We start from the raw sequence: 25,012 nt of genomic DNA on the forward strand, positions 1-25,012 counted from the left end.
GTAGGAATGGCCAAGCAGCCAGCAAAAAAGCGCAGCGTTCGTCGCAAGGGCAGTGAAAAGTTCGGGCAGAAGCGGCTCGAAGTCCGCAATGCGAAGATCAAGGACATTCCCGGCATCGCGAACCTCGTGCGCCGGGTCTACGAGGACATGCCTGCCTATACGCACGGCGAAATCCGTGGCCAGATCAACAATTTCAAGGACGGCTGCTTTGTCGCACTGCTCGACGATGAAGTGGTCGGGTATTGCGCGACCATGCAGGTAGCAGAAGCGCTGGCCTTCCAGGATCATGACTGGGACGAGATCACCGGCAACGGCTATGGCAGCCGCCACGATCCCACCGGTGACTGGCTCTATGGCTATGAAATGTGCGTCGACCCCAAGGTGCGGGGCGTGCGTATCGGGCGCAGGCTTTACGAAGAACGCCGCGCGCTAGCTGAAGAAAACGACCTCACCGGTATCGTCTTTGCCGGCCGCATGCCGAACTACCGCCGCAACCGGCGCAAGGTCGACAGTCCGCAGGACTATCTGGAGAAAGTGGTCGAGGGAAAGCTCCACGACCCCGTCCTGCGTTTCCAGCTTGCCAACGGTTTCGAACCCGAACGCGTGATGCAAGGCTATCTTCCCGAAGATAAGGCCAGCATGGCCAACGCCATCATGATGGTCTGGCGCAACCCCTATGTCGAGCGCGACCAGCCCGTGAAAAAGCGCATCCCGCGCGGTGTGGAGGCGGTACGCGTAGCTACATGCCAGCTCCAGGCGCGCGCAGTGGCAGACTATGACGAATTCATGCGGCACGTCACATATTTCGTAGATGTTGCAAGCGATTACGAATCGGACTTCATAGTCTTTCCCGAACTTTTCACGCTGATGTTGCTGAGCTTCGAGGAGAAGCAGCTATCGCCCGTCGAGGCGATCGAGCGCCTGTCCGAATACACCCCGCGCCTGCGAGACGACATTTCCGAAATGGCAATGCGCTACAACATCAACATCATCGCCGGCAGCCACCCGACGCGCATGGACGATGGCGACATCCACAACATCGCCTACGTTTGCCTGCGCGATGGTTCGGTCCACGCACAGGAGAAGATCCACCCGACCCCGAACGAGCGGTATTGGTGGAACATCAAGGGGGGCGACAAGGTCGAAGTAATCCAGACCGACTGCGGCCCGATCGGCGTGCAAATCTGTTACGACAGCGAATTCCCCGAGCTCAGCCGCCGCCTAGCCGACGAAGGCGCACGCATAATCTTCGTGCCCTTCTGCACCGATAGTCGGCAGGGATATCTGCGCGTGCGTTACTGTTGCCAGGCCCGCGCGATCGAGAACCAGTGCTTCGTCGTGATGTCGGGCAATGTCGGAAACCTGCCGAACGTCGGCAACATGGACATCCAGTATGCGCAGAGCTGCATCCTGACGCCCTGCGACTTCCCCTTCGCCCGCGATGGCATCGCCGCAGAATCTACCGAGAACGTGGAAACGCTCACCATCAGCGACGTGAACCTTGCCGACCTGCAATGGGCACGTGCGGAAGGCACCGTTCGCAACCTCGCCGATCGGCGGTTTGACCTCTACCGCATCGAGTGGGACGAGGACGGCAAGCATCCCGGCAAACCGCGCCCGCGCCGCGAGCCCCTCGGACCGACCGGTCCAGGGGGCGGCTAAGGCTCAGAAGCGCGCGTTGAAGCTCGCGGCTGCGCCCACATCCGCAGGGGCATCGGCAATATGGTCCGGCTGGTGCCGGTAAAAAAGCGAAGCACCGCCCCAGCCGAATGACACGGGGCCTGTCCATCGTGCTTCTCCAACAAGTTCGCGCCCGCTCGGTGAGAGCGAGAGGCGACGGTCGGAGAAGAGTGCACTTTCGGCCGCATAGTCGTAGCTGGTGGGCACGCGCAGGTTCAGACCGCCCTGCTCTACGCGGATCGGCTGCGAGACCCTGAACGCCATGCTGTCGGCGAGATCGAAAACGCCACGGCGCTGAAGGTCGATCGACCAACCCGAGGTCCTCAGGCCGTTCGAGTTGAGCACGAGACCCGCCTCGTCCGCGAAAGACCACCCGTTCTGCACCGCTCCCGCCACGGTCCAGCGCCGGGCGAAGGAATGGGCCATGCGCGCGGTCACGCTGAGGCTCTGCGAACCAGCGCCGCCCAGAGAGCCGCCGAACCAGCCACCGAGCAGAGTCTTGTCTTCGCGCGTCCAGTCCACAGCGACCGAGCTTTCGATCGGCAGCCCCCGGCTGCTGAATTCGATTCCTGCCCGCGCGAAACCCAGCCGGTCGAACAATTCAGGCTGGCGATCGACGAGGAAAGCGTCCGTCCCCAGGCCAATGCGACCCTGCTCGAACGTCGCGGTTGCGCGAATGTCCGGTGACAGATCGAAGCCTGCCGCGAATGCGCGCTGGTCACGGCTGCGGAACGGCGTCGCTCCATTCCCCGAACCTGCAATCAGGAATGCCGGCTCGGCAGAACCTGCCAATTGCGTCGTAAGCCCGCGAGCGCCCTCGTTGACCGAGAACCCAAAGGATAGCTTCGGTGAAAGGCGGGCGATAACCCTGCCAGCGAGCAACCTTGCCGTGTCGGCTTGCCCACTCGACAAGAGCAGTTCCTGCGGAGCTTCAAGACCGCCTCGTGCGGCAAATCTGTCGGTGACACTGAACGCCATCGACAACGCGCCTTCATTCACGACATGGCGCTTGGCACCTGTCGCGAGTGCAGCACGCAGCCTGTCGTTGTCGCGGTTCGCGTCCTTCAACCCGCCGCCAAGGTCAACCGAGAAAGCGCGGTCGTATTTGTCGGTCGCAACGACGGTCATGCCCCCGTACGAAGAGAGCGCATCGCCCATCGCTGGCGATCCCACGGCGGTCGGCTGGTTGCCCGTCAAGGCAATCGAAGTCCCTGCAACGGACATTGCGCCAGCCGGGCGGAAGGCTTGCGCGACATCCAGGATACCCCTGCCGAAAATCGCGTCGGTGCCGGCAGCTCCGCCATCCCTCGCGCTTTCGAGCAGGAGTTGCACGATCTCAGCGCCCGTCAGATTGGGAAATGCCTGCCGGATCAACGCAACTGCGCCTGCGACCTGCGGAGCAGCGAAGCTCGTTCCCGAAAAGAGGATGACGAACTGACCCTGAGGGGTCGTTTCAATGTAGATTTCACCATCCTCGTACACGCAGCAAATCGCCTCTCCGCGTGCCGAGAGATAGAATTGCGCGTCGTCCCCTGCCGGGTTGGCGAAGCTCGAGAAATCGCCGTTCTGATCGACCGATCCAACGATGATCACATTGTCGCCGCCCGCGGCCCGAATGTCGGACGCGAACGGGGTCGGCTGGAACTGGTCGAAATCGGGATCGCTGCCGTCGCCGTAATTGCCGGATGACACGACGATAACGACGCCCGCAGCCGAAGCGCGCCTGACCGCATCGAGAAGCGCAGTCCCGGGGGACTGACCGCCAAGGCTCAGGTTGACCACGGTTGCGCCGGCGCTGACCGCGACGTCGATCCCGCGGGCAATATCGCGGTCGAAAAAGCTGCATCCCAATGAAGGGTCATCAGGCGTGTCCGTCGCACAACTGCCCGGAGCATCGGCGCGCAAGGCGAGGATTTCCGCGTCGAAAGCCATGCCCAGGACACCGATACCATTACGCGCAGCCGCCGCCACCAGGCTCACATTGGTCCCGTGATCATCTTCTCCGTTGACCGAGCGGTTGCCTGCGACATCCTGCGATTGCGGATGGATGCGATTGGCGAATTCGGGGCTGTCGAGGTCGATGCCCGAATCGATGACGGCGATGATCGACCCTCCCCCGGTCGCTCCGCTTTCCCAGGCAGTTATCGCGCCATGGAACTTGGGTCCGTCGGACTCGTCGAATTCGCGCGTCTGGAAGCTGGTGGGTGTCGGCGTGGGGCTGGGGGTTGGCGTAGGAGTTGGTGTCGGCGTCGGCGTCGGGCTCGGTGTGGGCGACGGAGCGGGGCGAGGAGTGCTGATTGGACGGTCGCTGCCGCCCCCTCCTCCACAAGCGTGGAGAACGGTTGCCATGCTCAAGACGGCACATGCACGTAGCAGGTTCGAACGGATGGGTTTTCTCTTCAAAGCGCGACCTTTCCCCATGCATTTATCGCTCTTGGGTTAGCGAACCCTGAACCATTCGATTCATCGGTGCATTCACCGACCGAAGCCGGATGACAAGAGTGCTTGAAGCCCATAAGGCTTAAGGCATGGCATCAGGCGACCTGGCATCCCCCGCAATATCCGACGCGCTCGTCATTCTCGGCGCGGCGGGGCTGGTGATCCCGGTCTTCACACGGTTCCGCATTACCCCGGTTATCGGTTTCATCCTGATCGGGATCCTGGTCGGCCCCTATGGCCTTGGACAGCTGGTCTACGAAAGACCCCTGCTTGAACACATAACCATATCCGATCCCGAAGCGCTCGAGCCATTTGCAGAGTTCGGGATCATCCTGCTCCTCTTCGCAATCGGCCTCGAGCTCTCTTTCAACCGTCTCTGGCAGCTGCGGAGGCTGGTCTTCGGTCTTGGAGCCATGGAATTGATGATCGGCGGCCTGTGTCTGGCGGCCGTGCTGGCAATGATGGGGCAGTATTGGACGGGCGCTCTCGCCCTCGGTTTTGCTCTCGCCTTCTCCTCGACGGCAATCGTGTTGCCGATCTCGGGCAGTACCAGCCCGGTTGGCCGCGCGGCGCTGTCGATGCTCCTGTTCGAGGATATCATGATCGTCCCGATCATCTTCATCCTCGGCGCCATGGCCCCCAATGCGCAGGCAGAAGGCTGGAGCGGGATGATCGACACGCTGTGGCAAGGCGCCCTGGTCATCGCGGTAATGATGATCGCGGGCAGGATCGCCCTGCCCCGCCTCTTCGCGCAGGCCGCTCGCACGAAGAGCCCTGAACTGTTTCTCGCAGCCGCACTGCTCGTCGTTATCGGCGCGAGCCTAGCCACGGCTGCAGTCGGCCTTTCGCCCATCGTCGGGGCGCTGATCGCCGGCCTGCTGATCGCGGAAACCGAATATCACGGCGAAGTCGAAACCATCATGGAGCCGTTCAAGGGCCTGGCGCTCGGTATCTTCCTTATCACCGTCGGCATGAGCATCGACCTGCGGACGATCTGGGAGAATCTCGGCACCATCGCCATCGCGGTCCTCGGCGTTCTCGTGTTCAAGGCGCTGCTCACCGGCACGCTCCTGAGGCTCATGGGCGCACGGCGCAGCACAGCTGCCGAAACCGGAATCCTGATGGCCAGCCCGTCGGAAACGACCCTCATCGTGCTCGCTGCGGCCAGCAGCGCCATGCTGATCCAGCCGGGTACCGCCCAGTTCTGGCAAATCGTGACTGCCATCGGCCTGACCTTCACTCCCCTGCTTGCTCGCCTTGGCCGCGTGGTCGGACGCCGTGTGGAATCTGCACCCGAACTGCCGGAAGAGGACGAGGGAGAACCGCGCGTCATCATCATCGGCGCAGGCCGCGTCGGCAGGCTGATTGCGCAAATGCTGGACGAGCACGGCAAGCCCTATGTCGCGATCGATTCCGATGCCGACATGATTCAAAGCGCCAAGCGCAAGGGTTATCGCGCGGTGTTCGGCGATGCAGCCCGCGGCGATGCGTTGCAACGCCTCGGCATAGAAGACGCGCTTGCCGTTGTCCTGACCATGGACGAGCCGATCCTGGCTCAGCGACTGGTGGCGAAGCTGCGTGCAAGCCATCCCGATCTGCTGATCGTGGCGCGTGCGCGAGACATCGCACACGCTTCGGCGCTTTACCGTGCCGGAGCCAGCCATGCCGTTCCCGAAACGCTCGAAGCGACGCTGCAATTGTCCGAAGCGGTGCTTGTCGACATCGGCGTCGCCATGGGGCCGGTTATCGCCTCAATCCACGAAAAGCGGGATGAATTCCGCGCCCGTATCGAGGAGGACGGCGCCCTCACCTATAAGCCGAAGCTACGCTCAGGCACGGTAGACGGCTGATTATATATGAACTCTTGCGTTTCCGGTGCGTTGATTAGGCAAAGGAGACACAAATGAGCGACATAGATCCGACCAAACCGATCCCGAACGACGAAAAGTTCAAGCCGCAGAACGTGGCCGATCCGCTGAAGGACCGCGCGCCCGATCAACTGCGCGGTAAGCCCGGTGACACCGACGGCTACGATATCGAGCAGGGCTCCAGCGGCGTGACGAAGAAAACGCCCAGCGCCTGATCTACGGTGAGAATTGAAAGCGCCTGACGGACCTCGGTTCGTCAGGCGTTTTCGCGTTCTAGCGCAGCACGCGCGGCTGCGATCGCCTCGTCTGCCTTGCTGCCATCCGGACCGCCGCCTTGCGCCATGTCGGGGCGGCCGCCGCCGCCCTTGCCGCCCAGGGCCTCGACGCCGGCACGGACGAGGTCCACCGCACTAACGCGGTCGGTTAGATCGTCGGTCACCGCGACAGCGAAGGCGCCTTTGCCTTCATTCACCGCGCAGATCGCGGCTACGCCCGATCCCAACCGCTTCTTCGCATCATCGAGGAGCGGGCGAAGTTCCTTGGGATTGAGGCCTTCGATAACTTGTCCGGAGAAACTGATACCGCCGATGTCCTCATCGGCAGGGCCAGCATCGCCCGATCCACCGCCGCCCAGAGCGAGTGAGCGCTTGGCTTCGGCCAGTTCCTTCTCAAGGCGCTTGCGCTCTTCCACCAGGGCAGACACGCGCGCGGCCGCTTCATCGGGCGAAGTCTTGAGGGCGCCTGCGATCGCGCGCACCGTTTCGTCGCGGGCCAGCAGCCATTGACGCGCAGCCTCGCCCGTCAGGGCTTCGATACGGCGCACGCCGGAGCTGACGGCGCTTTCGCTGACGATCTTGAACAGGCCGATATCGCCCGTCGCCTCGACGTGAGTGCCACCGCACAGTTCGACCGAGTAATTCTTCCCTTCATCGCCCCGACGACCCATCGACAGGACGCGAACCTCGTCGCCATACTTCTCGCCGAACAGCGCCAGCGCGCCTGCGGCCACGGCGTCGTCGGGCGTCATCAAACGCGTGCCGACGGTTTCGTTGGCGCGAATTTCCTCGTTCACCTCTGCCTCGACTGCCGCGATATCCTCGTCGGAAAGCGGCTTGGGGTGAGAAAAATCGAAGCGGAAGCGATCGTCGGAAACCAGCGAACCCTTCTGTGTCACGTGGCCGCCAAGGCGGTTGCGCAGCGCTGCATGTACGAGGTGCGTAGCAGAGTGGTTTGCGCGGATACGGTCACGGCGTCCAGCATCGATCTCGAGATGCACCGCCTCGCCGACCTTGATCGTTCCCTTGGCAACCTTGGCGACATGGGTGTGCAAGCGACCCAGCGGCTTGTTCGTGGTCGAAACGGCGATTTCCAGCCCCTCGGGCGTCCAGATGCGCCCGGCATCGCCGGTCTGGCCGCCGCTCTCGCCATAGAAGGGGGTCTGGTTGGTAAGGACGATGACGTCGTCGCCTTCCGACGCGCTGTCGATTTCCTTGCCATCCTTCACCAGCGCGACGACCTCGGCCTCGCCCGTGTCGGAGCTGTAGCCGGTGAACTCGGTCGAGCCTTCGCGTTCGGCGATGTCGAACCAGACTTCGTCGTTCGCCGTTTCGCCCGAACCTTTCCAGGCGGCACGGGCAGCGGCTTTCTGCTGGGCCATTGCGGCATCAAAACCGTCCTTGTCGACGCCGATACCGCGATTGCGCAGCGCGTCTTCAGTAAGGTCGTAAGGGAAGCCGTAAGTGTCGTAGAGCTTGAACGCGGTCTCGCCGTCGAGCGTGCCGCCCTCGCCCATGTCGCCGGTGGCATCGTCGAGGAGCTTGAGACCCTTGTCGAGCGTGCGGCGGAACTGCGTTTCTTCTCGCTCCAGCACTTCCTGGATCAGCGGCTGGCCGCGTACCAGCTCCGGATAGGCAGCGCCCATTTCGCTGACGAGTTCGGGCACGAGGCGATGCATGAGCGGTTCGCTTGCACCCAGCAGGTGCGCGTGGCGCATGGCGCGGCGCATGATGCGGCGAAGAACATAGCCGCGCCCTTCGTTGCTCGGCAGGACGCCGTCGGCCAGCAGGAAGCTGGTCGAGCGCAAGTGGTCGGCGATCACGCGGTGGCTGGCGGTCTGGTCGCCTTCGGCCTTCACACCGGTCAGCGCTTCGCTGGCGCCGATCAGGGCCTTGAACGTGTCGGTATCGTAGTTGTCGTGCACGCCCTGCATGACTGCCGCCACGCGTTCGATGCCCATCCCGGTGTCGATGCTGGGCTTGGGCAGGTCGCCGACGATCTCGTCCGCTTCCTGCGTGAATTGCATGAAGACCAGGTTCCAGATTTCGACGAACCGGTCGCCATCTTCCTCGGGGCTACCCGGAGGGCCGCCCCAGATATGTTCGCCGTGGTCGTAGAAAATTTCCGAACACGGGCCACACGGACCGTCCGATCCCATCGCCCAGAAATTGTCCTTCGTCGGGATGCGGATGATCTTGTCGTCGGCAAAGCCCGTGCGCTTCTTCCACAGATCGAATGCTTCGTCATCCGTGTGGTAAACCGTGACCAGCAGCTTCTCGGGGTCGAGGCCCCACTCCTTGGTCAGCAGCGTCCAGGCGTGGTCGATCGCCTGTTCCTTGAAATAGTCGCCAAAGCTGAAATTGCCGAGCATTTCGAAGAACGTATGGTGGCGCGCGGTGTAGCCGACGTTGTCGAGGTCGTTGTGCTTTCCGCCTGCGCGCACACACTTCTGCGAACTTGTCGCGCGCGGCGCCGGCGGCGTTTCGAGGCCGGTGAACGCGTTCTTGAACGGCACCATGCCCGCATTGACGAACATCAGCGTGGGATCGCTGAAAGGCACCAGGGGTGCGCTCGGCACTTCCTCGTGGCCGTTGGAGGCGAAGTAATCGAGAAAAGAGCGGCGGATTTCGTTGGTCGACGTCATGGCTTGCGCACGTAAGCAATCGGCGCGCAGCCGACAAGCGCGAAAGACCGGTGAAAGTGTGCGGATTCCCCGATTATCGGGCCAATGTGGCGCTTACGATCCAGCAGCTGGCGGGCAATTCGATGCGGTCGCCCTTGCGATGGCTATCGAGCATCGTGCGCAATCTCGAGATCGCCCCGTCGCGCTCTTCACCCGACATCGCCGCAATTGCCCGGGCGGCCGGACCAATCCTCAGGAAATAGGAGGTCGCATCGTCGAGTGCGTCCGACCCCTCGCCCGCGACCATGCCGTAATCGATTGCATCGAACCGAAGCGCTTCCCAACCGGCCTCTTCAAGAGTTCCCGTGACGTAGTCACGTTCTCCAAAGGCAAACGGGCCGGGCGCGCGTGGATCGGCAGGTGCAGGCGAGACGTCGAGGATCGATGACAATTCCTGCGCCCAGAGGTTCTCTGAGCGCTTGCGAAAGCAGGAAAACACCATGCGCGCACCGGGTGAAACCTGGCCAGAAACATGCGAAAACGCAGCGACCGGATCTTCGAAGAACATCACCCCGTGGCGCGAGACGACGAGGTCCGGCTCTCTATCCGGCGCATTCCATTGCGATGCATCTGCCAGTTCGAAACTCGCATTGGAAAGGCCGGCGGCGCGCTCCCTCGCCACCGCGAGCAGTTCCTCGCTGATATCGACACCCGATACCTGCGAAGTGGGACACTTTCGGGCGAGACTTATCGAAATCTCCCCGGCCCCGCATCCGATGTCCAGCGCTTGGTCGAAGGGTTCTGCTGCCGCCTCGGCCAAGAGCCGCTGTGTCAGGGGTCCGAAGCTGCGATCGGTCCGCTGCCATTCATGCGCCCAGCTCTTGCCGGTCTTTCCCGTCCATTCGGATACCGAAACGCTCGCATCAGACATTATAATACTTCCGGTACCACTGCGTGAAGCGAGCGACCCCGTCCTTGATATCGGTAGAGGGTACGTAGCCGGTGAGACTTTGAAGAAGCTCTGCATCCGCCCAGGTCGCGGGCACGTCGCCGGGTTGCATGGGCATCAGATTGCGTTTGGCCGTCACTCCCAGCGCGTCCTCGATTGCCGCGATCATGTCGCCCAGCTGGACGGGTTTGGAATTGCCGATGTTGACGACCCGCCATGGGGCGACAGGCGACAGGCTGTCTCCGTCCTCGACATCTTCAGGCCGTTCCGGTCGCACGGGCACCGTTTCGATCAGGCGGCGGACAGCCTCCACCAGGTCCTCGACGTAGGTGAAGTCGCGCATCATTTCGCCGTGATTGTAAACATCGATCGGCTCACCGCAGAGCATGGCGCGAGTAAACTTGAACAGGGCCATATCGGGGCGTCCCCACGGACCGTAGACGGTGAAAAAGCGAAACATCGTGATCGGCAGGCCGAAGAGGTGCGCGTAGGAGTGCGCCATCGCCTCGTTGGCCTTCTTCGTCGCCGCATAGAACGACATCTGGTGATCTGCCTTCATCGTCTCGCGATACGGCATTTCGGTGTTGGCACCGTAGGCCGAGGAGGTCGAGGCAAGCAGCATGTGTTGCGGCGGATGGGCGCGCGCCGCTTCCAGCAGCTCGAAAGTTCCGACGAGATTGCTCTCGAGGTACGACCGCGGGTTCTCGATCGAATACCGCACGCCGGCCTGCGCGGCGAGGTGAACGACGACATCGGGCTTTTCGGCTTCGAACAGGTCCATGAGCAGAGCAGGCTGCTCGATCGGGTCGTTGATGATCCGGAATCCCGGATTCTGAAGCAATTCCGACTGGCGCCGCCGTTTCAGCGCGGGATCGTAATAATCACTGAGCGAGTCGACACCGATAACGCGGAACCCGTCCGCCAGGAGCCGTTTGCACGTGAAATACCCGATGAATCCGGCAGCCCCGGTTACAAGAGCCGTGCGGTTTTCCTGCATCAATCGGCCCCGAAAAGATCACGCGTGAAAACCTTGTCGCGCACGTCGGCAAGCTCTTCCGTCAAACGGTTGGCAACGATGACATCCGAGACCCGCTTGAACGCTTCCAGATCGCGTTCGACGCGCGAACCGAAGAAGCTGTCTTCTTCCATGACAGGTTCGTAAATGATGACCTCGATACCCTTGGCCTTGATCCGTTTCATTATGCCCTGGATCGAGGACTGGCGGAAATTGTCCGAACCGGCCTTCATCACGAGGCGGAACACGCCAACCGTCTTGGGTTCTTTCGCAATGATGCGATCGGCCAGATAGTCCTTTCGCGTGCGGTTGGCATCGACAATCGCGCGGATAAGGTTCTGCGGCACCTCGCTGTAATTGGCGAGCAGCTGCTTGGTATCCTTGGGCAGGCAATAACCGCCATAGCCGAAGGAAGGATTATTATAGTGCGACCCGATCCGGGGATCGTGGCCGATGCCCTCGATGATCTGCCGTGTGTCGAGACCGCGCGACAGGGCGTAGCTATCCAGTTCGTTGAAGAAGGCGACCCTCATGGCAAGATAGGTGTTGGCGAAAAGCTTGATCGCCTCTGCCTCGTCGGCATCGGTCAGGAGGACGGGTACATCCTCGTCCAAGGCTGGTTGGAGCAGCAGGTCGGCAAACTTCCGTGCCCTTTCCGAGCGTCCTCCCACGATGATGCGGGAGGGGTGGAGGTTATCGTATAGCGCCTTGCCTTCGCGCAGGAACTCGGGACTGAAAATGATTCGATCGCTTCCGAAGCGTTCGCGCGCCGATGCAACATAGCCGACCGGAATGGTGGATTTGATCACCACGGTAACATCCGGATTTGCAGACAGCACCTTCTGCGTGACGGAATCCACAGCAGACGTGTCGAAGAAATTCGTTTCGACATCGTAATTGGTCGGCACTGCGACCACGGCGAACTCCGCGCCTTCTACTGCATTGTCGAAATCGGTCGTGAAATCGAGGTCGAGATCGTCCCTGCGCAGGTATTCCTCGACCAATGCATCCTGGATGGGAGATTGGCGGTCGCGAAGCATGGCGATCCGCTCTGCGGAAACGTCGACGCCCACAACCCTGTTATGCTGCGACAGCATGATGGCATTGGACAATCCTACATATCCAAGTCCGAAAACTGCGATCTTCATTGAATTACCTGTTTTGCGTAAAGTGTGCGTGCGTGTCTTCGGCAAACCAATTCAGCTGCCTCATGAAAGGCGCGGCGAGCCGACGACAATCGAGGCTTACCAGACGAAATAGGCACCGCCCTTTTCACGTGCGCGCTGCCACGCCGGTCGTGCATGGATCGCCTCGACGAACCGTGCAAGTTTGGGCGCTTTCTCGGCGAACCCCTGCATCACGGCAATTTCTGCCGGGAAGCTCATCATGACATCGGCCGCGCTCCAGTCCTGACCGACGAAATGAAGATCATCGCCGATCTTTTCCTCGGCGAATGCGACATGGGCCGCGAGCTGTTCATCGACACGCGGCATCAGGGGAGCGGCAGCGTCACCGAGCCTCCCGGCATAGATCTTGAGCATGACCGGAACGAAGAAAGAGCTTTCACCGAATTGCATCCATTCCAGATGGTCGATCCAGACATCGCTGCTGCGGTCGGGCAACCAGTCCTTGCCGCCGTGCCGTTCGCACAGATACTCGATGATCGCCCCGCTCTCGCTGATCAATCGGCCATTGTCTTCGATGACCGGTGACTTGCCCAAGGGATGAACCTGCTTGAGCTCGGGCGGAGCGAGATTGGTCTCGGCATCGCGCTGATACGACCGTATCTCGTATTCCGCGCCCAACTCTTCCAGTAGCCAGAGAATGCGCTGCGAGCGACTGTTGTTAAGGTGATGGACGATTACGGTCATTTTCAGTTCCAGAGTGGCGGCCAGGCCTGCCTAGTCGCAGCCGAAACGTAATGCCAGTATCGAATACGGAAAAGCCGGTGCGGCAACATCCATGAAGGAGTGCGCGCACCGGCTTTCCGTTTCATCGGGAGCACCGGGGGACAGTCCGGCTTGCAAGTGGCTGGGGTTGAAGTGCCACTCACGCTCCCGCTTCGAGGGGCTGTGATCAGTCGTCCGCGTCCGGACCGGTCATCATCTCCTCGGCGACCTCGTCGGTTTTGCCGCGAATGGCGGCTTCCAACTTGGCACACATCTCTGGATTTTCTTTCAGGAAGGTCTTCGCATTTTCGCGGCCCTGGCCGATGCGGACGCTGTCGTAGCTGAACCAGCTGCCCGATTTCTCGACGAGGCCCGCCTTGACGCCCAGGTCGAGGATTTCACCGATCTTGGAGATACCTTCCCCGTACATGATGTCGAATTCGACCTGCTTGAACGGCGGCGCAACCTTGTTCTTGACCACTTTCACACGGGTCGAGTTGCCGACCACTTCGTCGCGGTCCTTGATCTGGCCCGTGCGACGGATGTCGAGGCGCACCGAAGCGTAGAACTTGAGCGCGTTACCGCCCGTCGTCGTCTCGGGGTTGCCGTACATTACGCCGATCTTCATGCGCAGCTGGTTGATGAAGATCACCATGCACTTCGAGCGGTTGATCGAACCGGTCAGCTTGCGCAGCGACTGCGACATGAGGCGCGCCTGGAGGCCGACGTGGCTATCGCCCATCTCGCCTTCGATTTCGGCGCGCGGTACCAGCGCAGCGACGGAGTCGACTACGAGGATATCGATCGCGTTCGAACGCACCAGCGTATCGGTGATTTCCAGCGCCTGTTCGCCGGTATCGGGCTGCGACACGATCAGTTCGTCGATATCGACGCCAAGCTTCTTGGCATAGACCGGATCGAGCGCGTGCTCTGCATCGACGAAAGCGGCCGTACCGCCAGCCTTCTGGGCTTCGGCGATGGCATGCAGGGCCAGCGTGGTCTTACCCGAGCTTTCCGGGCCGTAAACTTCAATGACACGGCCCTTGGGCAGGCCGCCAATTCCCAGCGCGATATCAAGGCCGAGCGAACCGGTGGAAATCGATTCCACATTCATCGCTTCCTTGCTGCCCAGCTTCATGGCCGAGCCTTTACCGAACGCGCGGTCGATCTGTGCGAGGGCGGCATCCAGCGCCTTCTGACGGTCTGCAGACATTTCTTTATCCTTCACGAGCTTCAGACTGGCCGCCATGACACATACCCCTTTCGCTTATCCAGAGCCGTTTTCGACTCTTCAACACAACAGGGTGTACCGTTTTTGTTCCACAAGAACAAGAGTGGAACGAAATTTTAGTTGGAAAACTAGTCATTTTGTTGGCGGAAACGCAGAACTCTGCGGGAATTCGCAGCTATTTCAGTCTCGTAGATCAACCTGCCGTCCTTGATCCGCGTACCCTTCAGCCCGCGAAGTTTGGTGTAGCCTGCCGTTCCGAGATCGAGCCTTACCGTAACAGGGGCATCGTTGGCATTTGAAATCTGCGCACGCTTGCGGACCCAGCGACGTTCTTTTTCCAGATCCTCGCGATCGACTCCGCCGCATTGGGCAAAAACCTGGGTGCTTTGCGGCAGCTCGAGCTCGATGTCCTCGGACAGGGCGAAGTCACGCAGCCTCGTTTCCGCGACCAGTAAGTCACCGAAGGAAGTCGGCTCGTAAATGGCGATGCCGCCCATCGGCAGGGACTGGCCCAGGCCTTTCGCCTTGTCGTTCTTGGTCGCCAGGATCAGCCGGGCAGGATCGAAATATTCCACCTCGTCGGCATCGTCGACCTCACCATAATCGCAGCCGACAACGTAAATGAAACGCGCTTCGACCTCGTCCTTGTCGAGAAATGCGACCTGCTTCTGCCCCTGAGCTGCAACTGTAACGGGTTCCGGAATACGGTAGAGCTTGAGGTCGCCAAGCGCCTCCTCGGCCGCGATCACAGCCAGGGGCGCTGCAGCTTCGGCCATGACCTTCTGCATCCGGCTGCCGGTCACGACGATCGCTTCGCTGTCCATCGACATCACTGCTGCAGGTGGCGGCGGAGGCGGTGGTGGCGGAGGAATCAGATAGCCAGGTGGAGATCCGGCCGATGTGCTGCCAAACGGATAGCAGGTCAGTCGAAGGGGCCGCGCCTCGGGCTCGTCAGCCAGCTCTTCGAAATCGCTTTCTACATTGAGTTTCCCTGCAACCGCCATGAGATCGGCATCGGGAAAGCTCTGGCCGTTATCGTTGAGGATCGTCAGCCAAGACAGCAATTCCATCCGCAAGCTGCCGTCCGCCCTCGCCTCGTGCAAACGGGCGACGTAATTCGCTTCCCAGTCGAAACCCCATGCAAGGTAGGACAGCGTGACGGTGTAGGTCCCGCCCGCATCGCTTCGCGTATCGATCGAGAAGACCGGCTGCGAGGACAAGCCTGAAGGCACTTCGTCGAAAGTCAGCTTTTCCGGCAGACCGGAGCATCGCACGGCCTCGAACCCTTGCTGGGTTTCGAGCACCAGTCCGCCGTCTGCTCGGGTTCGCACAATGGCGCTTTCGGACCGGGCCACACCGGTTGCCGGATCGGTGCGGGTAATGGTGACGCGGTTGCCGAGTGTACGGTCGACCAGCGCAGCAGGGCTGAGGAGATCGGCGTTGCGGTTCTTCTCGATTGTCCCGCCTGGCAGGCCGGTGACGATAGCGCTGACGGCCACCATGCCTTCCGCAACTCCCGTAAAGCGTATGCTGGACTCGCCAGGCGGCAGAGTCACGGTCCTGATTTCGCTGATCATGGCGAAGCCTCGTGGCCACCTGCGATCCATACGCTGGTCCTGGCCGCGCTGTGGGTCGCGATAGACCGTCACCGCAAGCTCTTGTGGCGTCGATGCATCGACGGTTTCGCGCGCCAGCAGGCCATCGGCCGGCACCATTGCCGCGATTGCCGCTATGAGGACGAATGGACGGGTCACGCCGATGCGGAGATCAGTAGCGCGTTTCGAAAGTAACGGTGACTTCGCGCTTACTGTTCGCAGCCACGGGCACCGTCCACTCGCGCCGATCGAGGCCCGCGCTACGCCCGGCGACGTCTTCGCTGATCACGCGGTAATCTCGCGACCACCAGCCGCGATAGAGGCCGCCCTGCGTAAGTTCGACTTCGACCGGCGTCGGCTTGGCGTTGGTAATCGTGTAACGCATGGTCGTGCGCCAGAAGGTCTTGGCTTCCTCGACCTCGATTTCGCGTGTCACTTCGCCGTTCTCGATGACACGATAGCGCGCGCTTTTTTCGTATTCGCTGGCCGTGATCTTTTCACGATCCACTACTTCGGCAAGCACGAGCACGTCGAAGGCATCGCCGGTCCGCAGGGTCAGTTCGCTGCCCATCGGCGTGTGGCCGATGCTGTTTTCGCCAATAAACTGCGGATTTCCCTCGGCATCGCGCTGGTAGAAGCGCACCGCCCCGGCAGGCAGGGCATCGCCCAGTCCCTGCTCGCGGCTGGTGCCGAACTGGACCTGGCTGGCGACGTTGATGGAGCGGTCGTCATTTGTCAGCCAGTCGACAGTGCGCTGATAACGCCTGCGCGCTGGAACGCTCTGCACATCGAGGAAACTGACCTGCTTGGTCTGGTTGTTGGCAATCGTCGTACGCTCGGACAGCGGATAAAGATAGAAATCGCCCAGCCGTTCGCGATCCGCAGTTTCTGTGCCAGGCACCATCGAATTGCCCCGCGGCGGCGGTGGCGGAGCGGGCCGGCGGCGCGGATCGTAACCATTCGAACCGGGCGAGCCGGCGACCAGCAGCGTGTCCGCATTATGGAACGTCGTGCCAGTCTGGTTGGTCAACGTCACCCAGCCCTGCATATCGACCGTGCCCTTTTCTTCATCGAACAGGGCGACGTAATCGGCGCTCCAGCCTAGGCTCGGCGTGAGGTAGCGGATCGAAGCGGGCCGCGTTCCGGCGCGGGTGCTGTCCACGGTCACCGACAAGGTCGGGCGCGCGCGTAAATTGGTCGGCACCCGGTCGAAGATCGCCCTGACCGGCAAGCCGTCGTCGCGCAGCACCTCGATACGGTCGCCGATTTTCACCACCACGCCGCCAGCCGTGGAGAGGACGGTGGCCCGTTCGCGCGTTTCGGCGCCCGTTGCGGGATTGGTGCGGATCAGGGTGATGGTCTGGCCGATGGCCTTTTCCATGAGCTTGGTCGGGGTCAGCAGGTCGAAGTCGAAATTCTGTTCGACGATCCCTGCCCCGGCAGCTGCGAAACTGAGCGTTTCGGGCCTTATTCGGGCCGATACGTCGGGAAATTCGATCCGGCTGCGTCCGGCAGCGATCGAAAGCTGGCGCACATCCTGCACCAGCGCCTGTCCGTTGTTGTAGATGGTGACGGAAACGTCGCCCTGCGCCGTGGCATCGGGGTCCGCCAGTGCCTGTTCCGCGGTCTGGGCCAGCAGCGGCGCACCGCCGAGAATGGCCAGTCCCGCCAGTGCCGAAATCGAATACGCCTTCATCGCAGTCCCCTTACCACAGCCAGGGGCGCCCGATTACTTAGGCGTCCGTCTTGGCTTGTTCTCCAAGTACCTCTGATACCTTGCCGTTTATTTGCTGTACGCTGAACGGCTTGGGAATAAAGTGCATGTTGTCGATGTCGATATCGTTACGCAACTGCTCTTCTGCATAACCCGACATGAAAAGTATCGGGATTTTCGGTTTCACCTTGCGAATGGCGCGGGCCATTGCCGGACCGTCCATCGCGGGCATGACCACGTCGGAAACGATGAGATCGAATTCGGTCTTTCCGTTGGCGATTGCCGCGAGACCTTCTTCTCCGTCGCGCGCAGTAGTGACCTGGTAGCCTGCGCGGGTCAGGGCACGCTCCGCCACAGCCCGGACCATGTCCTCGTCCTCTACCAGCAGCAACTTGCCACCGCCGGACCATTCGCTGGCCTTGGCCTCTTCGGCATCCTCGGGCCGCTGGACGGCGGGCATTTCACCTTTGTGGACCGGCAGGTAGATCGTGAAGCGGGCACCCGCAGGCCGTCCGTCGGGACCGCCGATATTATCCGCAAAGATGAAGCCGTTCGATTGCTTCACGATACCGTAGACGGTGGACAGGCCAAGACCGGTGCCCTTCCCCTGCTCCTTGGTCGTAAAGAACGGTTCGAAGATCTTGCTGAGATGTTCGCCCGGGATGCCGCCGCCCGTGTCCTGCACGATCAGCACGGTGTAATCGTCGGCAGGCATGATATCGATGCCCATCTTGCGCACATCGCGTGCCGACACGCGGCGCGTGGCGAGCGTCAGTCGGCCCTTCCAGTTTTCCTTGCCGGATTTGGCGGCATGGGCCTGCATCGCATCGCGTGCGTTCACGGCGAGGTTGATGATAACCTGCTCGAGCTGCTGAGGGTCGGCGCGCACCGGCCCAAGCTCGCGGTCGTGGCGCACGGCGAATTCGATCTTGTCACCCATAAGGCGCTTCAGAAGCTGGCTGACTTCGCTGACCACATCGGGAAGCTGGAGCACTACGGGGCGCAATGTCTGCTGGCGGCTGAAGGCGAGCAATTGCCGCGTCAGACTGGCGGCCCGATTGGAGTTTGCCTTGATCTGCTGGATATCGTCGTAATCGCTGTCGCCCGGCGTGTGGCGCAGCAGCATGAGATCGCAATAACCGATGATCGCGGTCAGCACATTGTTGAAATCGTGTGCGACACCGCCTGCCAGCTGGCCCACGGCCTGCATCTTGGTCGCCTGCGCGACTTGGCGGCGAAGGCGCTTTTCTTCCGTGGAGTCGGAGATCGACAGCAGGACCGCCGCATCGCCGAGGCCGCGCACACCGGCAAGGCCGATAGACACAGGTTCTTCCTTGTCGCCCGAAAGACGGACGGCCATGTCCCCGCTCGACGTCGCGCCTCTCGCGAAGCGGCGTACGGTGTCGGAAATGGCTGGCTTGTCCTCGCGCACGACCAGGTCGGAGGGGAATTGCGGCAACCCCTTTTCCTCACGCTCGACCGCGCGCAGGAACGCCTTGTTGGCATAAAGGAAGCGCCCGTCGCGGTCGGTCAGCGCAAGGCCAAGCGGCAATGCGGACAGGAGGGCTTCCAATTGCGGGACGGCAGCCTTGCCGCTACCCTGCCAGCCGCCACCGATGCCGACATTGCTGTCCACCAGCAGCATCAGCGAAGGCGACTGGTCGGCAGCCTTCTTCTTGTCCGCTGGCGGCTGGGTGAGCGGAATGTGCACGAGCGTCTGCGGCGTTCCCTGCTGGCCTTCCTGCGCAAAGAAAATGCGATCGCGATCGTCGGATCGCAGCAATTGTACGAATTCCTGTCCGGCAAGACTATCCTGCGAATTTCCGGCTGCACGTTCCGCGAGGCCAGGTGTTGCCGACTGGACGATGCCGTCCGGCGCCACCAGAGCAAGCTCGATACCTGCGCTGGACAGGATGGCGCCGAATGGTCCGGAGACCCGCTCTGCAAGCGTGTCGTGGCCGTCTTCCTCCACCCGCTCGCCAAAGCGCCAGACGAGGTAGTCCTCGCCGCGCCCTACCCGTTCGATGCGCAGGCTGAACTTGCGCTCTGCAGACGGGGTCTCGAGTTCCTCGCTCTGTGCATCGCCTTCGCGCCATGCCTGGCGAGCAGCATCGGTCAGCCGCTTCTTGCCCCGTTCGGACAAGGCGATCTCGTGCGGTGCGACCTGTCCGCCGAACCAGTCCTCATACGTCGCATTGGCGCACACTAGCCGGTTGGCCCTGTCGATGATGGCGACCGCCCTGCGGCGGTTTTCTATCGCTGCAGCAGTCACGGCCCAATCGGGTTGGGCCAGCTGCCCCGCTTCTTCGGGAGCCTTGAGGCGTGCGGCTAGCAATAGCGTCAGAAGGACAGTCAGTAACCCGCCGCCATAAGCCAGCGCCACAAGCGACGAACCCGCCACCAGCCACACCAGAACGACCGAGGTCACCAGCGCGAAAACGATACCCAGCAGGAGGGGAATGGGCGGGAGTGCGTGAGCCTCGCCCGGATCGGACCGGCTCATTGGCCGCGTTCCTTGAGGCGCTCGGCAAGCCGCTGTTCCATCCGGATCAGCCGCTTGCGGCGCTTGCGGGCGACGATGAAGCGCCAGCTGAAACTGGCGATCAGATAGCCGAGCGCTGCACTGAACAGGGCCAGCACGAGAAAGCCGAACGCGGTCACGCCGCCCACTTCGAGCCAGCGCGCCAGTGCGCCGCCGTCCTCGGCCAGCGTGCCTGCACTGCCGCCGAGGCTGGCGTCGATGTTCAGCATGGTCTCGCCCGTCCGGTTCGCAACGATCAGCCAGAACGGCAGGGTGAACGGGTTGGTCACGAAGGTAACGAGCGCCGAAAGGGGCACGTTCGCCCTTGCCGGAAGCGCGAGGAATGCTGCGAGAAAAATCTGGCCTAGCGGTACGATGAAGGCCGCGAACAGTCCCAGCGCCACACCACGCGGTACGCTGCGGCGGGTAAAGCGCCAGAGTTCGGGCGTCAGGAATCGGTGCGCGATGGGCTTGAGGTACTTGTTGCGCGCCATCTCCTCACGCGTGGGCATATGTTTGCGGATCAGGTCCGCTGCCCAAGTTTTCGACCTGTTACCGCTCATCGCCATGATCCCGACATGGCGTTGGCCCGTGCGCTGCACAAGCCGGTGATTCCAGTTTTATGCGGTGAAGAGGCCATGATGGGAGACATACCTAGCACGGCTGACGTTTCCGTCGCGTGAAGCTTCATCCCTTTTCGCGCATCAGGCGAGCCTTGTCGCGCTTCCAGTCGCGGTCCTTGATCGTCTGGCGCTTGTCGTGGGCCTGCTTGCCCTTGGCCAGCGCCAGCTCGACTTTCGCGCGGCCTGTAGAATTGAAATAGATCGACAGCGGGACAAGGGTCATGCCCTTGCGTTCCACCGCGCCGAACAGTTTCTCGATCTCGCGTTCGTGCAGCAGGAGCTTGCGCGGGCGGCGCGGTTCGTGGTTGAGCCGGTTGCCGTGCGAATATTCCGGGATATTCGCGTTGATCAGCAACACCTGCCCGTCGCGCACCTCGGCATAGCTTTCCTTGATGCTGGCCTCACCTGCGCGCAGGGCCTTTACTTCGGTCCCCTGCAGGGCAAGGCCGGCCTCGAAGGTTTCCTCGACATGATAGTCGAACCGCACACGCCGGTTGTCGGCGACGGTTTTCTGCTTGTCGAAGGTAGCTGGTTTGGGTCGTGCCATATCGGCGGTGCATGTAGGCGCTTGGGACCGAAAGGTGAAGGGTAAGCTCTGCCTTTGCCCGTGCCTGTGAAATCAGATCAGCCCGGCGTGCTCCAGCGCTTCGTCTACCGCCTTGCGGCTCGCGTCGCTGGCCTTGCAGATCGGCAGGCGCACATCGTCGGAAAACCAGTCGTGCACGCGGCTGAGCGCGTATTTCACCGGCGCCGGGCTGGCATCGGAGAACATCGCGTAGTGCAACGGGAAAAGGCGGTCGTTGATCTCGCGCGCCTTGATCAGGTCGGCAGCGGCAATAGCGTCATGGAATTCTGCGCAAAGCGCGGGCGCGACGTTGGCGGTCACCGAAATGCAGCCCGACCCGCCAGCGGCGCTATGCGGAAGCCACAATTCGTCGTTTCCGGAAAGCTGGCAGAAATCACGGCCGATACCCATGCGGTGATCGGCCACGCGCGACAGGTCGCCGCTTGCATCCTTGATCGCGACGATGCGGTCGGGATACTTGTTCACCAGTTCGCAGACCGTATCATCCTCGATATCCGTCACCGTTCGACCGGGCACGTTGTAGAGCACGATCGGAAGGTCGCTGTTCTCTGCGAGGAAGCTGAAATGGGCGATCAGGCCTGCCTGGCTCGGCCGGTTGTAATAGGGCGCAACGCACAGGCCAGCCGCTGCCCCTGCCTTCTTAGCAAACTGCATGTGGAGTAGCGCATTGCGGGTATCGTTTGACCCGCAACCGGCGATCACGGGCACACGCCCGGCAGCTTGCTCGATGCAGACCTCGATGACCCGGTGATGCTCTGCATTGGAGATCGTCGAGGCCTCTCCCGTCGTGCCGCAGGGGACCAGTCCCTTGCTGCCATTCTCTATCTGCCAGTCGACCAGCTTGCGAAACGCAGCCTCGTCGAACGATCCGTCGCGAAAAGGAGTCGCAAGAGCGGGAATTGAGCCAGAGAACATTTACGCGAGTCCTGCGTTAGAGGTATGAAAACGGGACGCTTTGTGGCGACCCATGCCGCAATTCATTCAGCGCCTGATAAGGAGGGGCCGGGCACTATGTCCAGCATGGCCAATAAAACTTTCGCTTCGTTCGCATTTCTCGCCGGTACTGCACTGGCGAGCCCCGCAATCGCACAGACGATCGCCGTACCCGAACGCAGCATGGTGGCACAGCAACCCAGCCGCATGACGCAGGCGCTGTCGCAGTGGGAATATCTGACGAAGGAGGACGACCTCTCCTTCTCGCAATATGCGGGGTTCCTCTCGACCTATCCCGAATTTCCGAAGGCCGCGCTGATCCAGCGCCGGGCCGAGGCCGCTCTCGATAACGAGGCGATCTCGCCGCAATCGCTGGTCGCCTTTTTCGAGAAGAACCCTCCCCTCTCCAACGGCGCGAAAGCGCGCTATGCATTGGCGCTGGCGGCGATGAACCGGCCCGAGGCGTTCGACCTTGCGCGCGAAGCATGGCGCGGCGGTTCGATGAGCGGACCGGCAGAAGCCTATATGCAGGGCCTGTTCGGCCAGCGCCTGTCGCCCGAAGATCACGATGCGCGGATGGACGCGCTCCTGTGGCAGGGACAACAGGAAGCCGCAGCACGCCAGATCGTGCGCGTCTCGCCCGCTTATCGCGACATGGCACAGGCTCGCCTGGCGCTGCTCCAGGGAACCGAACCCGCCAGCATCGGCCTCACCGTGCCTTCAGGCGCGATGAACGACAGCGGTTATGTCTATAATCTCGCTCGCTATTACCGCAGCAACGGTCGCCTGCCGCAGGCGATCAACCTGCTGGCCACGCGCGCTCCGGCGTCCAGCCCGGCGTTCGACGGGGCCGATTTCGTCACCGAGGCGCTTCGTGCCGCCCAGGGCGCGGGAACCTCGCAGGCCGTCGCTATCGCAAGCAAGGTCGATGACCTCTTCGCGCCGGGCACCGACATCTCCGAAGGCTCCTTCCAGCTGCGCGACAAGTACACCGACCTGATGTGGCTCGGCGGTACGAAGGCGCTCTGGTCCATGGGTGACGGGGCCAAGGCTGCCCCGTTGTTCTACCGATATGGCGCTGCTGCCAAGACGCAGCTCACGCGCGCAAAGGGCTTTTACTGGGCGGGTCGTGCCGCAGCGAAGGCCGGCGACCGCGAGGAAGCGCGCCGTTACTGGGAAATGGCTTCGAGCCACCCCGAATATTACTATGGCCAGCTGGCGCTCAGCGAACTCGGTCTTCCGGTGAAGAATTTCGCCAAGGCCGCGCCCGTCCAGCCCACCGCCGAACAGCGTGCCGAATTCAATTCCCGACCGCTGACGCAAGCCTTGCGCGAAATGGCGCGCAACCGCCGTGCATGGCAGACCGAGCGTGCTTTCTTCGAGGCTATCGCCGAGAATGCCGAAACGCCTGCCGAAATGGCTCTCGTCGCCGAACTCGCACGTGAGACCGGGCTCGAGGAAATGGCCGTCGTCGCCGGAATGGTCGCTGGAGAGCGCGACTTCGCGGACTTCGAATGGCTGGGCTTCCCGACCGTGCCGACGCATTCGGGCGCGAACTGGACCATGGTCCACGCCATCGCGCGCCAGGAAAGCGAATTCGACCGCACCCGCGTCAGCCACGCCGGTGCGCGCGGCATGATGCAGCTTATGCCCGGGACTGCGCGCGAGGAAGCCGGCAAGATCGGCGTGCAGTACATGTCGGCCAGCCTGACGGGCGATCCCGGCTACAACATCCGCCTTGGCGACGCGCATTTCGCGCGCCTGATGGATCGCTATAATGGCGCTTATCCGCTGGCTATTGCGGCCTATAATGCAGGTCCGGGCCGGGTGAACCAGTGGCTGCGCCTCAATGGCGATCCGCGTACGGGTGCGGTCGACTGGGTATCCTGGATCGAGCAGATCCCCGCCAATTTCGAGACGCGTTACTACGTGATGCGCGTGATCGGGAACGCGGTGACCTATGCCAATCTCCACCCAGACAAGTCCGCCTCTTACGAGCGCGATATCCGCCATTACGTCGGGCGCTGATCTGCGCTAGGGCTCGCCGCCTGATGCAGAACCGCAGCAACCCGATTACCCCAGCCGGCTATGCCGCCATGAAGGCGCGGTACGACCATCTCCTGGGCAAGGAACGCCCGGAGATCGTCGAGATCGTGAGCTGGGCTGCGGGCAATGGCGACCGGAGCGAGAACGGCGATTACCTGTATGGTCGCAAGAAGATGCGCGAGATCGACCGCGAACTCGCCCACCTCGCCCGGCGCATGAAGGCCGCACAGGTCATTTCTCCGACCGACCAGCCCGACAAGAGCAAGGCTTTTTTCGGCGCGCGCGTCACGATGGCCGACGAAGACGACAACGAGAAGATCGTCGCTCTCGTCGGCGATGACGAACAGGACGCAGGTAAAGGGCGCATCGGCTGGTCGAGCCCCCTCGCCCGCGCTCTGAGGGGCTCGAGCGTGGGGGATTTGCGCACGGTCAGGCTTCCTTCCGGCGTCAAGGAATGGGAAGTGATAGCGATCGACTATGACTAGGATCGCCGCCGCCCTTGCCGTGATGATCGCTACAGCCGCTCCGCTTGCGGCCAAGGATAGCCTCGGCGTGTTCTCCGGCTGGGCCGCCTTTCGCGACGCCAATGTTCCGCGCTGCTATGCCATTGCCGCAGCCGAACCTGCGCGCGACGGCACCGCATCGAGCGGCTACGCGACCGTAGGACACTGGCCGAAGCGCAGCATTCGCGGACAGGTCCACCTGCGCCTGTCTCAACCCCTGCGCGCCAAACAGGCCACCATGCGGATCGGACGCCAGAGCTTTTCCCTGACCGTAGACGGGAAAAACGCTTGGGCGCGCGACAAGACCATGGACGCCGCGATCATCGCCGCCATGCGGTCTGCACCGGCCATGCGGGTCACGGCGATCGGTGCCAATGGCCGCCGCTTCACCGACAATTACGAGCTCTCAGGAGCCGCCACGGCAATAGACGCCGCCACCCTGGGCTGCCGCCGCTTCAGATAAAGAGCCGCCGCTTCAGATAAAGAAAGGGCCGATGGCATCGCTGCCACCGGCCCTTAAC

Annotated in this window: 19 protein-coding genes; 6 read left to right on the top strand and 13 right to left on the bottom strand. The window is 62.1% G+C overall.

Annotated elements, in window-relative coordinates; all coding sequences use genetic code 11:
- Window positions 1-6 precede the first annotated feature (6 nt).
- Window positions 7-1,662, top strand: coding sequence for a carbon-nitrogen hydrolase family protein (locus CVE41_RS00735; RefSeq protein WP_100258962.1), 1,656 nt, complete (start codon window positions 7-9; stop codon window positions 1,660-1,662).
- 3 nt (window positions 1,663-1,665) lie between these two features.
- Here the strand turns inward: CVE41_RS00735 and CVE41_RS00740 are convergent, their stop codons facing one another.
- Window positions 1,666-4,029 (bottom strand): S8 family peptidase, encoded by a 2,364-nt coding sequence (locus CVE41_RS00740; protein ID WP_100258963.1) that lies wholly within the window; start codon window positions 4,027-4,029, stop codon window positions 1,666-1,668.
- Between the two features lie 179 nt (window positions 4,030-4,208).
- Between CVE41_RS00740 and CVE41_RS00745 the strand changes: the two genes are divergently transcribed.
- Window positions 4,209-5,969, top strand: a complete 1,761-nt coding sequence (locus CVE41_RS00745; RefSeq protein WP_100258964.1) for a cation:proton antiporter domain-containing protein — start codon at window positions 4,209-4,211, stop codon at window positions 5,967-5,969.
- Window positions 5,970-6,022: 53 nt separating this feature from the next.
- The gene (locus tag CVE41_RS00750; protein WP_100258965.1) at window positions 6,023-6,202 is read left to right on the top strand and encodes a hypothetical protein; all 180 of its coding nucleotides are present in this window, start codon (window positions 6,023-6,025) and stop codon (window positions 6,200-6,202) included.
- A gap of 41 nt (window positions 6,203-6,243) precedes the next feature.
- On the opposite strand, the gene alaS is transcribed toward CVE41_RS00750, so the two are convergent.
- The 12 genes from alaS to dapA all read right to left on the bottom strand — a co-directional run bounded on the left by alaS (window position 6,244) and on the right by dapA (window position 21,924).
- Complete coding sequence (gene alaS, locus CVE41_RS00755) at window positions 6,244-8,907, bottom strand: alanine--tRNA ligase (RefSeq protein WP_100258966.1); 2,664 nt, start codon at window positions 8,905-8,907, stop codon at window positions 6,244-6,246.
- A gap of 73 nt (window positions 8,908-8,980) precedes the next feature.
- The gene (locus CVE41_RS00760; protein WP_157799347.1) at window positions 8,981-9,817 is read right to left on the bottom strand and encodes a class I SAM-dependent methyltransferase; all 837 of its coding nucleotides are present in this window, start codon (window positions 9,815-9,817) and stop codon (window positions 8,981-8,983) included.
- The gene (locus CVE41_RS00765; protein ID WP_100258968.1) at window positions 9,810-10,832 is read right to left on the bottom strand and encodes an NAD-dependent epimerase/dehydratase family protein; all 1,023 of its coding nucleotides are present in this window, start codon (window positions 10,830-10,832) and stop codon (window positions 9,810-9,812) included. Before CVE41_RS00765 ends, CVE41_RS00760 begins: the two co-directional genes overlap by 8 nt.
- Window positions 10,832-11,998, bottom strand: coding sequence for a nucleotide sugar dehydrogenase (locus CVE41_RS00770; protein ID WP_100258969.1), 1,167 nt, complete (start codon window positions 11,996-11,998; stop codon window positions 10,832-10,834). Before CVE41_RS00770 ends, CVE41_RS00765 begins: the two co-directional genes overlap by 1 nt.
- 96 nt (window positions 11,999-12,094) lie before the next feature.
- Window positions 12,095-12,721 (bottom strand): glutathione S-transferase family protein, encoded by a 627-nt coding sequence (locus CVE41_RS00775; protein WP_100258970.1) that lies wholly within the window; start codon window positions 12,719-12,721, stop codon window positions 12,095-12,097.
- A gap of 205 nt (window positions 12,722-12,926) precedes the next feature.
- Window positions 12,927-13,988: a recombinase RecA gene (recA, locus tag CVE41_RS00780; protein WP_100258971.1), complete on the bottom strand. Its 1,062-nt coding sequence runs from the start codon at window positions 13,986-13,988 to the stop codon at window positions 12,927-12,929.
- Between the two features lie 110 nt (window positions 13,989-14,098).
- Window positions 14,099-15,724, bottom strand: a complete 1,626-nt coding sequence (locus CVE41_RS00785; RefSeq protein ID WP_157799348.1) for a DUF4139 domain-containing protein — start codon at window positions 15,722-15,724, stop codon at window positions 14,099-14,101.
- Window positions 15,725-15,737: 13 nt separating this feature from the next.
- Entirely contained in the window at window positions 15,738-17,261 is a 1,524-nt protein-coding gene (locus CVE41_RS00790) for a DUF4139 domain-containing protein (RefSeq protein WP_100258973.1), read from the bottom strand.
- A gap of 37 nt (window positions 17,262-17,298) precedes the next feature.
- Window positions 17,299-19,782, bottom strand: coding sequence for a hybrid sensor histidine kinase/response regulator (locus CVE41_RS00795; protein ID WP_100258974.1), 2,484 nt, complete (start codon window positions 19,780-19,782; stop codon window positions 17,299-17,301).
- Window positions 19,779-20,312, bottom strand: coding sequence for a DUF2062 domain-containing protein (locus CVE41_RS00800; protein ID WP_408633975.1), 534 nt, complete (start codon window positions 20,310-20,312; stop codon window positions 19,779-19,781). Before CVE41_RS00800 ends, CVE41_RS00795 begins: the two co-directional genes overlap by 4 nt.
- Window positions 20,313-20,487: 175 nt before the next feature.
- Window positions 20,488-20,970 carry an SsrA-binding protein SmpB gene (gene smpB, locus CVE41_RS00805; protein WP_100258975.1) on the bottom strand — a complete coding sequence of 161 codons (483 nt, stop codon included), beginning with the start codon at window positions 20,968-20,970 and terminating at the stop codon, window positions 20,488-20,490.
- Window positions 20,971-21,042: 72 nt separating this feature from the next.
- Window positions 21,043-21,924, bottom strand: a complete 882-nt coding sequence (gene dapA / locus CVE41_RS00810) for a 4-hydroxy-tetrahydrodipicolinate synthase (protein ID WP_100258976.1) — start codon at window positions 21,922-21,924, stop codon at window positions 21,043-21,045.
- A 105-nt stretch (window positions 21,925-22,029) separates the two neighbouring features.
- On the opposite strand from dapA, the gene CVE41_RS00815 reads away from it, so the two are divergent.
- Genes CVE41_RS00815 through CVE41_RS00825 form a run of 3 tightly spaced genes read left to right on the top strand, consistent with a single transcriptional unit; the run spans window position 22,030 to window position 24,954 of the window.
- The gene (locus CVE41_RS00815; RefSeq protein WP_232725733.1) at window positions 22,030-23,970 is read left to right on the top strand and encodes a lytic transglycosylase domain-containing protein; all 1,941 of its coding nucleotides are present in this window, start codon (window positions 22,030-22,032) and stop codon (window positions 23,968-23,970) included.
- A 23-nt stretch (window positions 23,971-23,993) separates the two neighbouring features.
- Entirely contained in the window at window positions 23,994-24,473 is a 480-nt protein-coding gene (locus tag CVE41_RS00820) for a GreA/GreB family elongation factor (RefSeq protein ID WP_100258978.1), read from the top strand.
- The gene (locus CVE41_RS00825) at window positions 24,466-24,954 is read left to right on the top strand and encodes an invasion associated locus B family protein (RefSeq protein ID WP_100258979.1); all 489 of its coding nucleotides are present in this window, start codon (window positions 24,466-24,468) and stop codon (window positions 24,952-24,954) included. The genes CVE41_RS00820 and CVE41_RS00825 overlap by 8 nt, the downstream gene beginning before the upstream one ends.
- Window positions 24,955-25,012: the final 58 nt, after the last annotated feature.

The organism is Qipengyuania seohaensis, assembly GCF_002795865.1.
GTDB classification, from domain to species: domain Bacteria; phylum Pseudomonadota; class Alphaproteobacteria; order Sphingomonadales; family Sphingomonadaceae; genus Qipengyuania; species Qipengyuania seohaensis.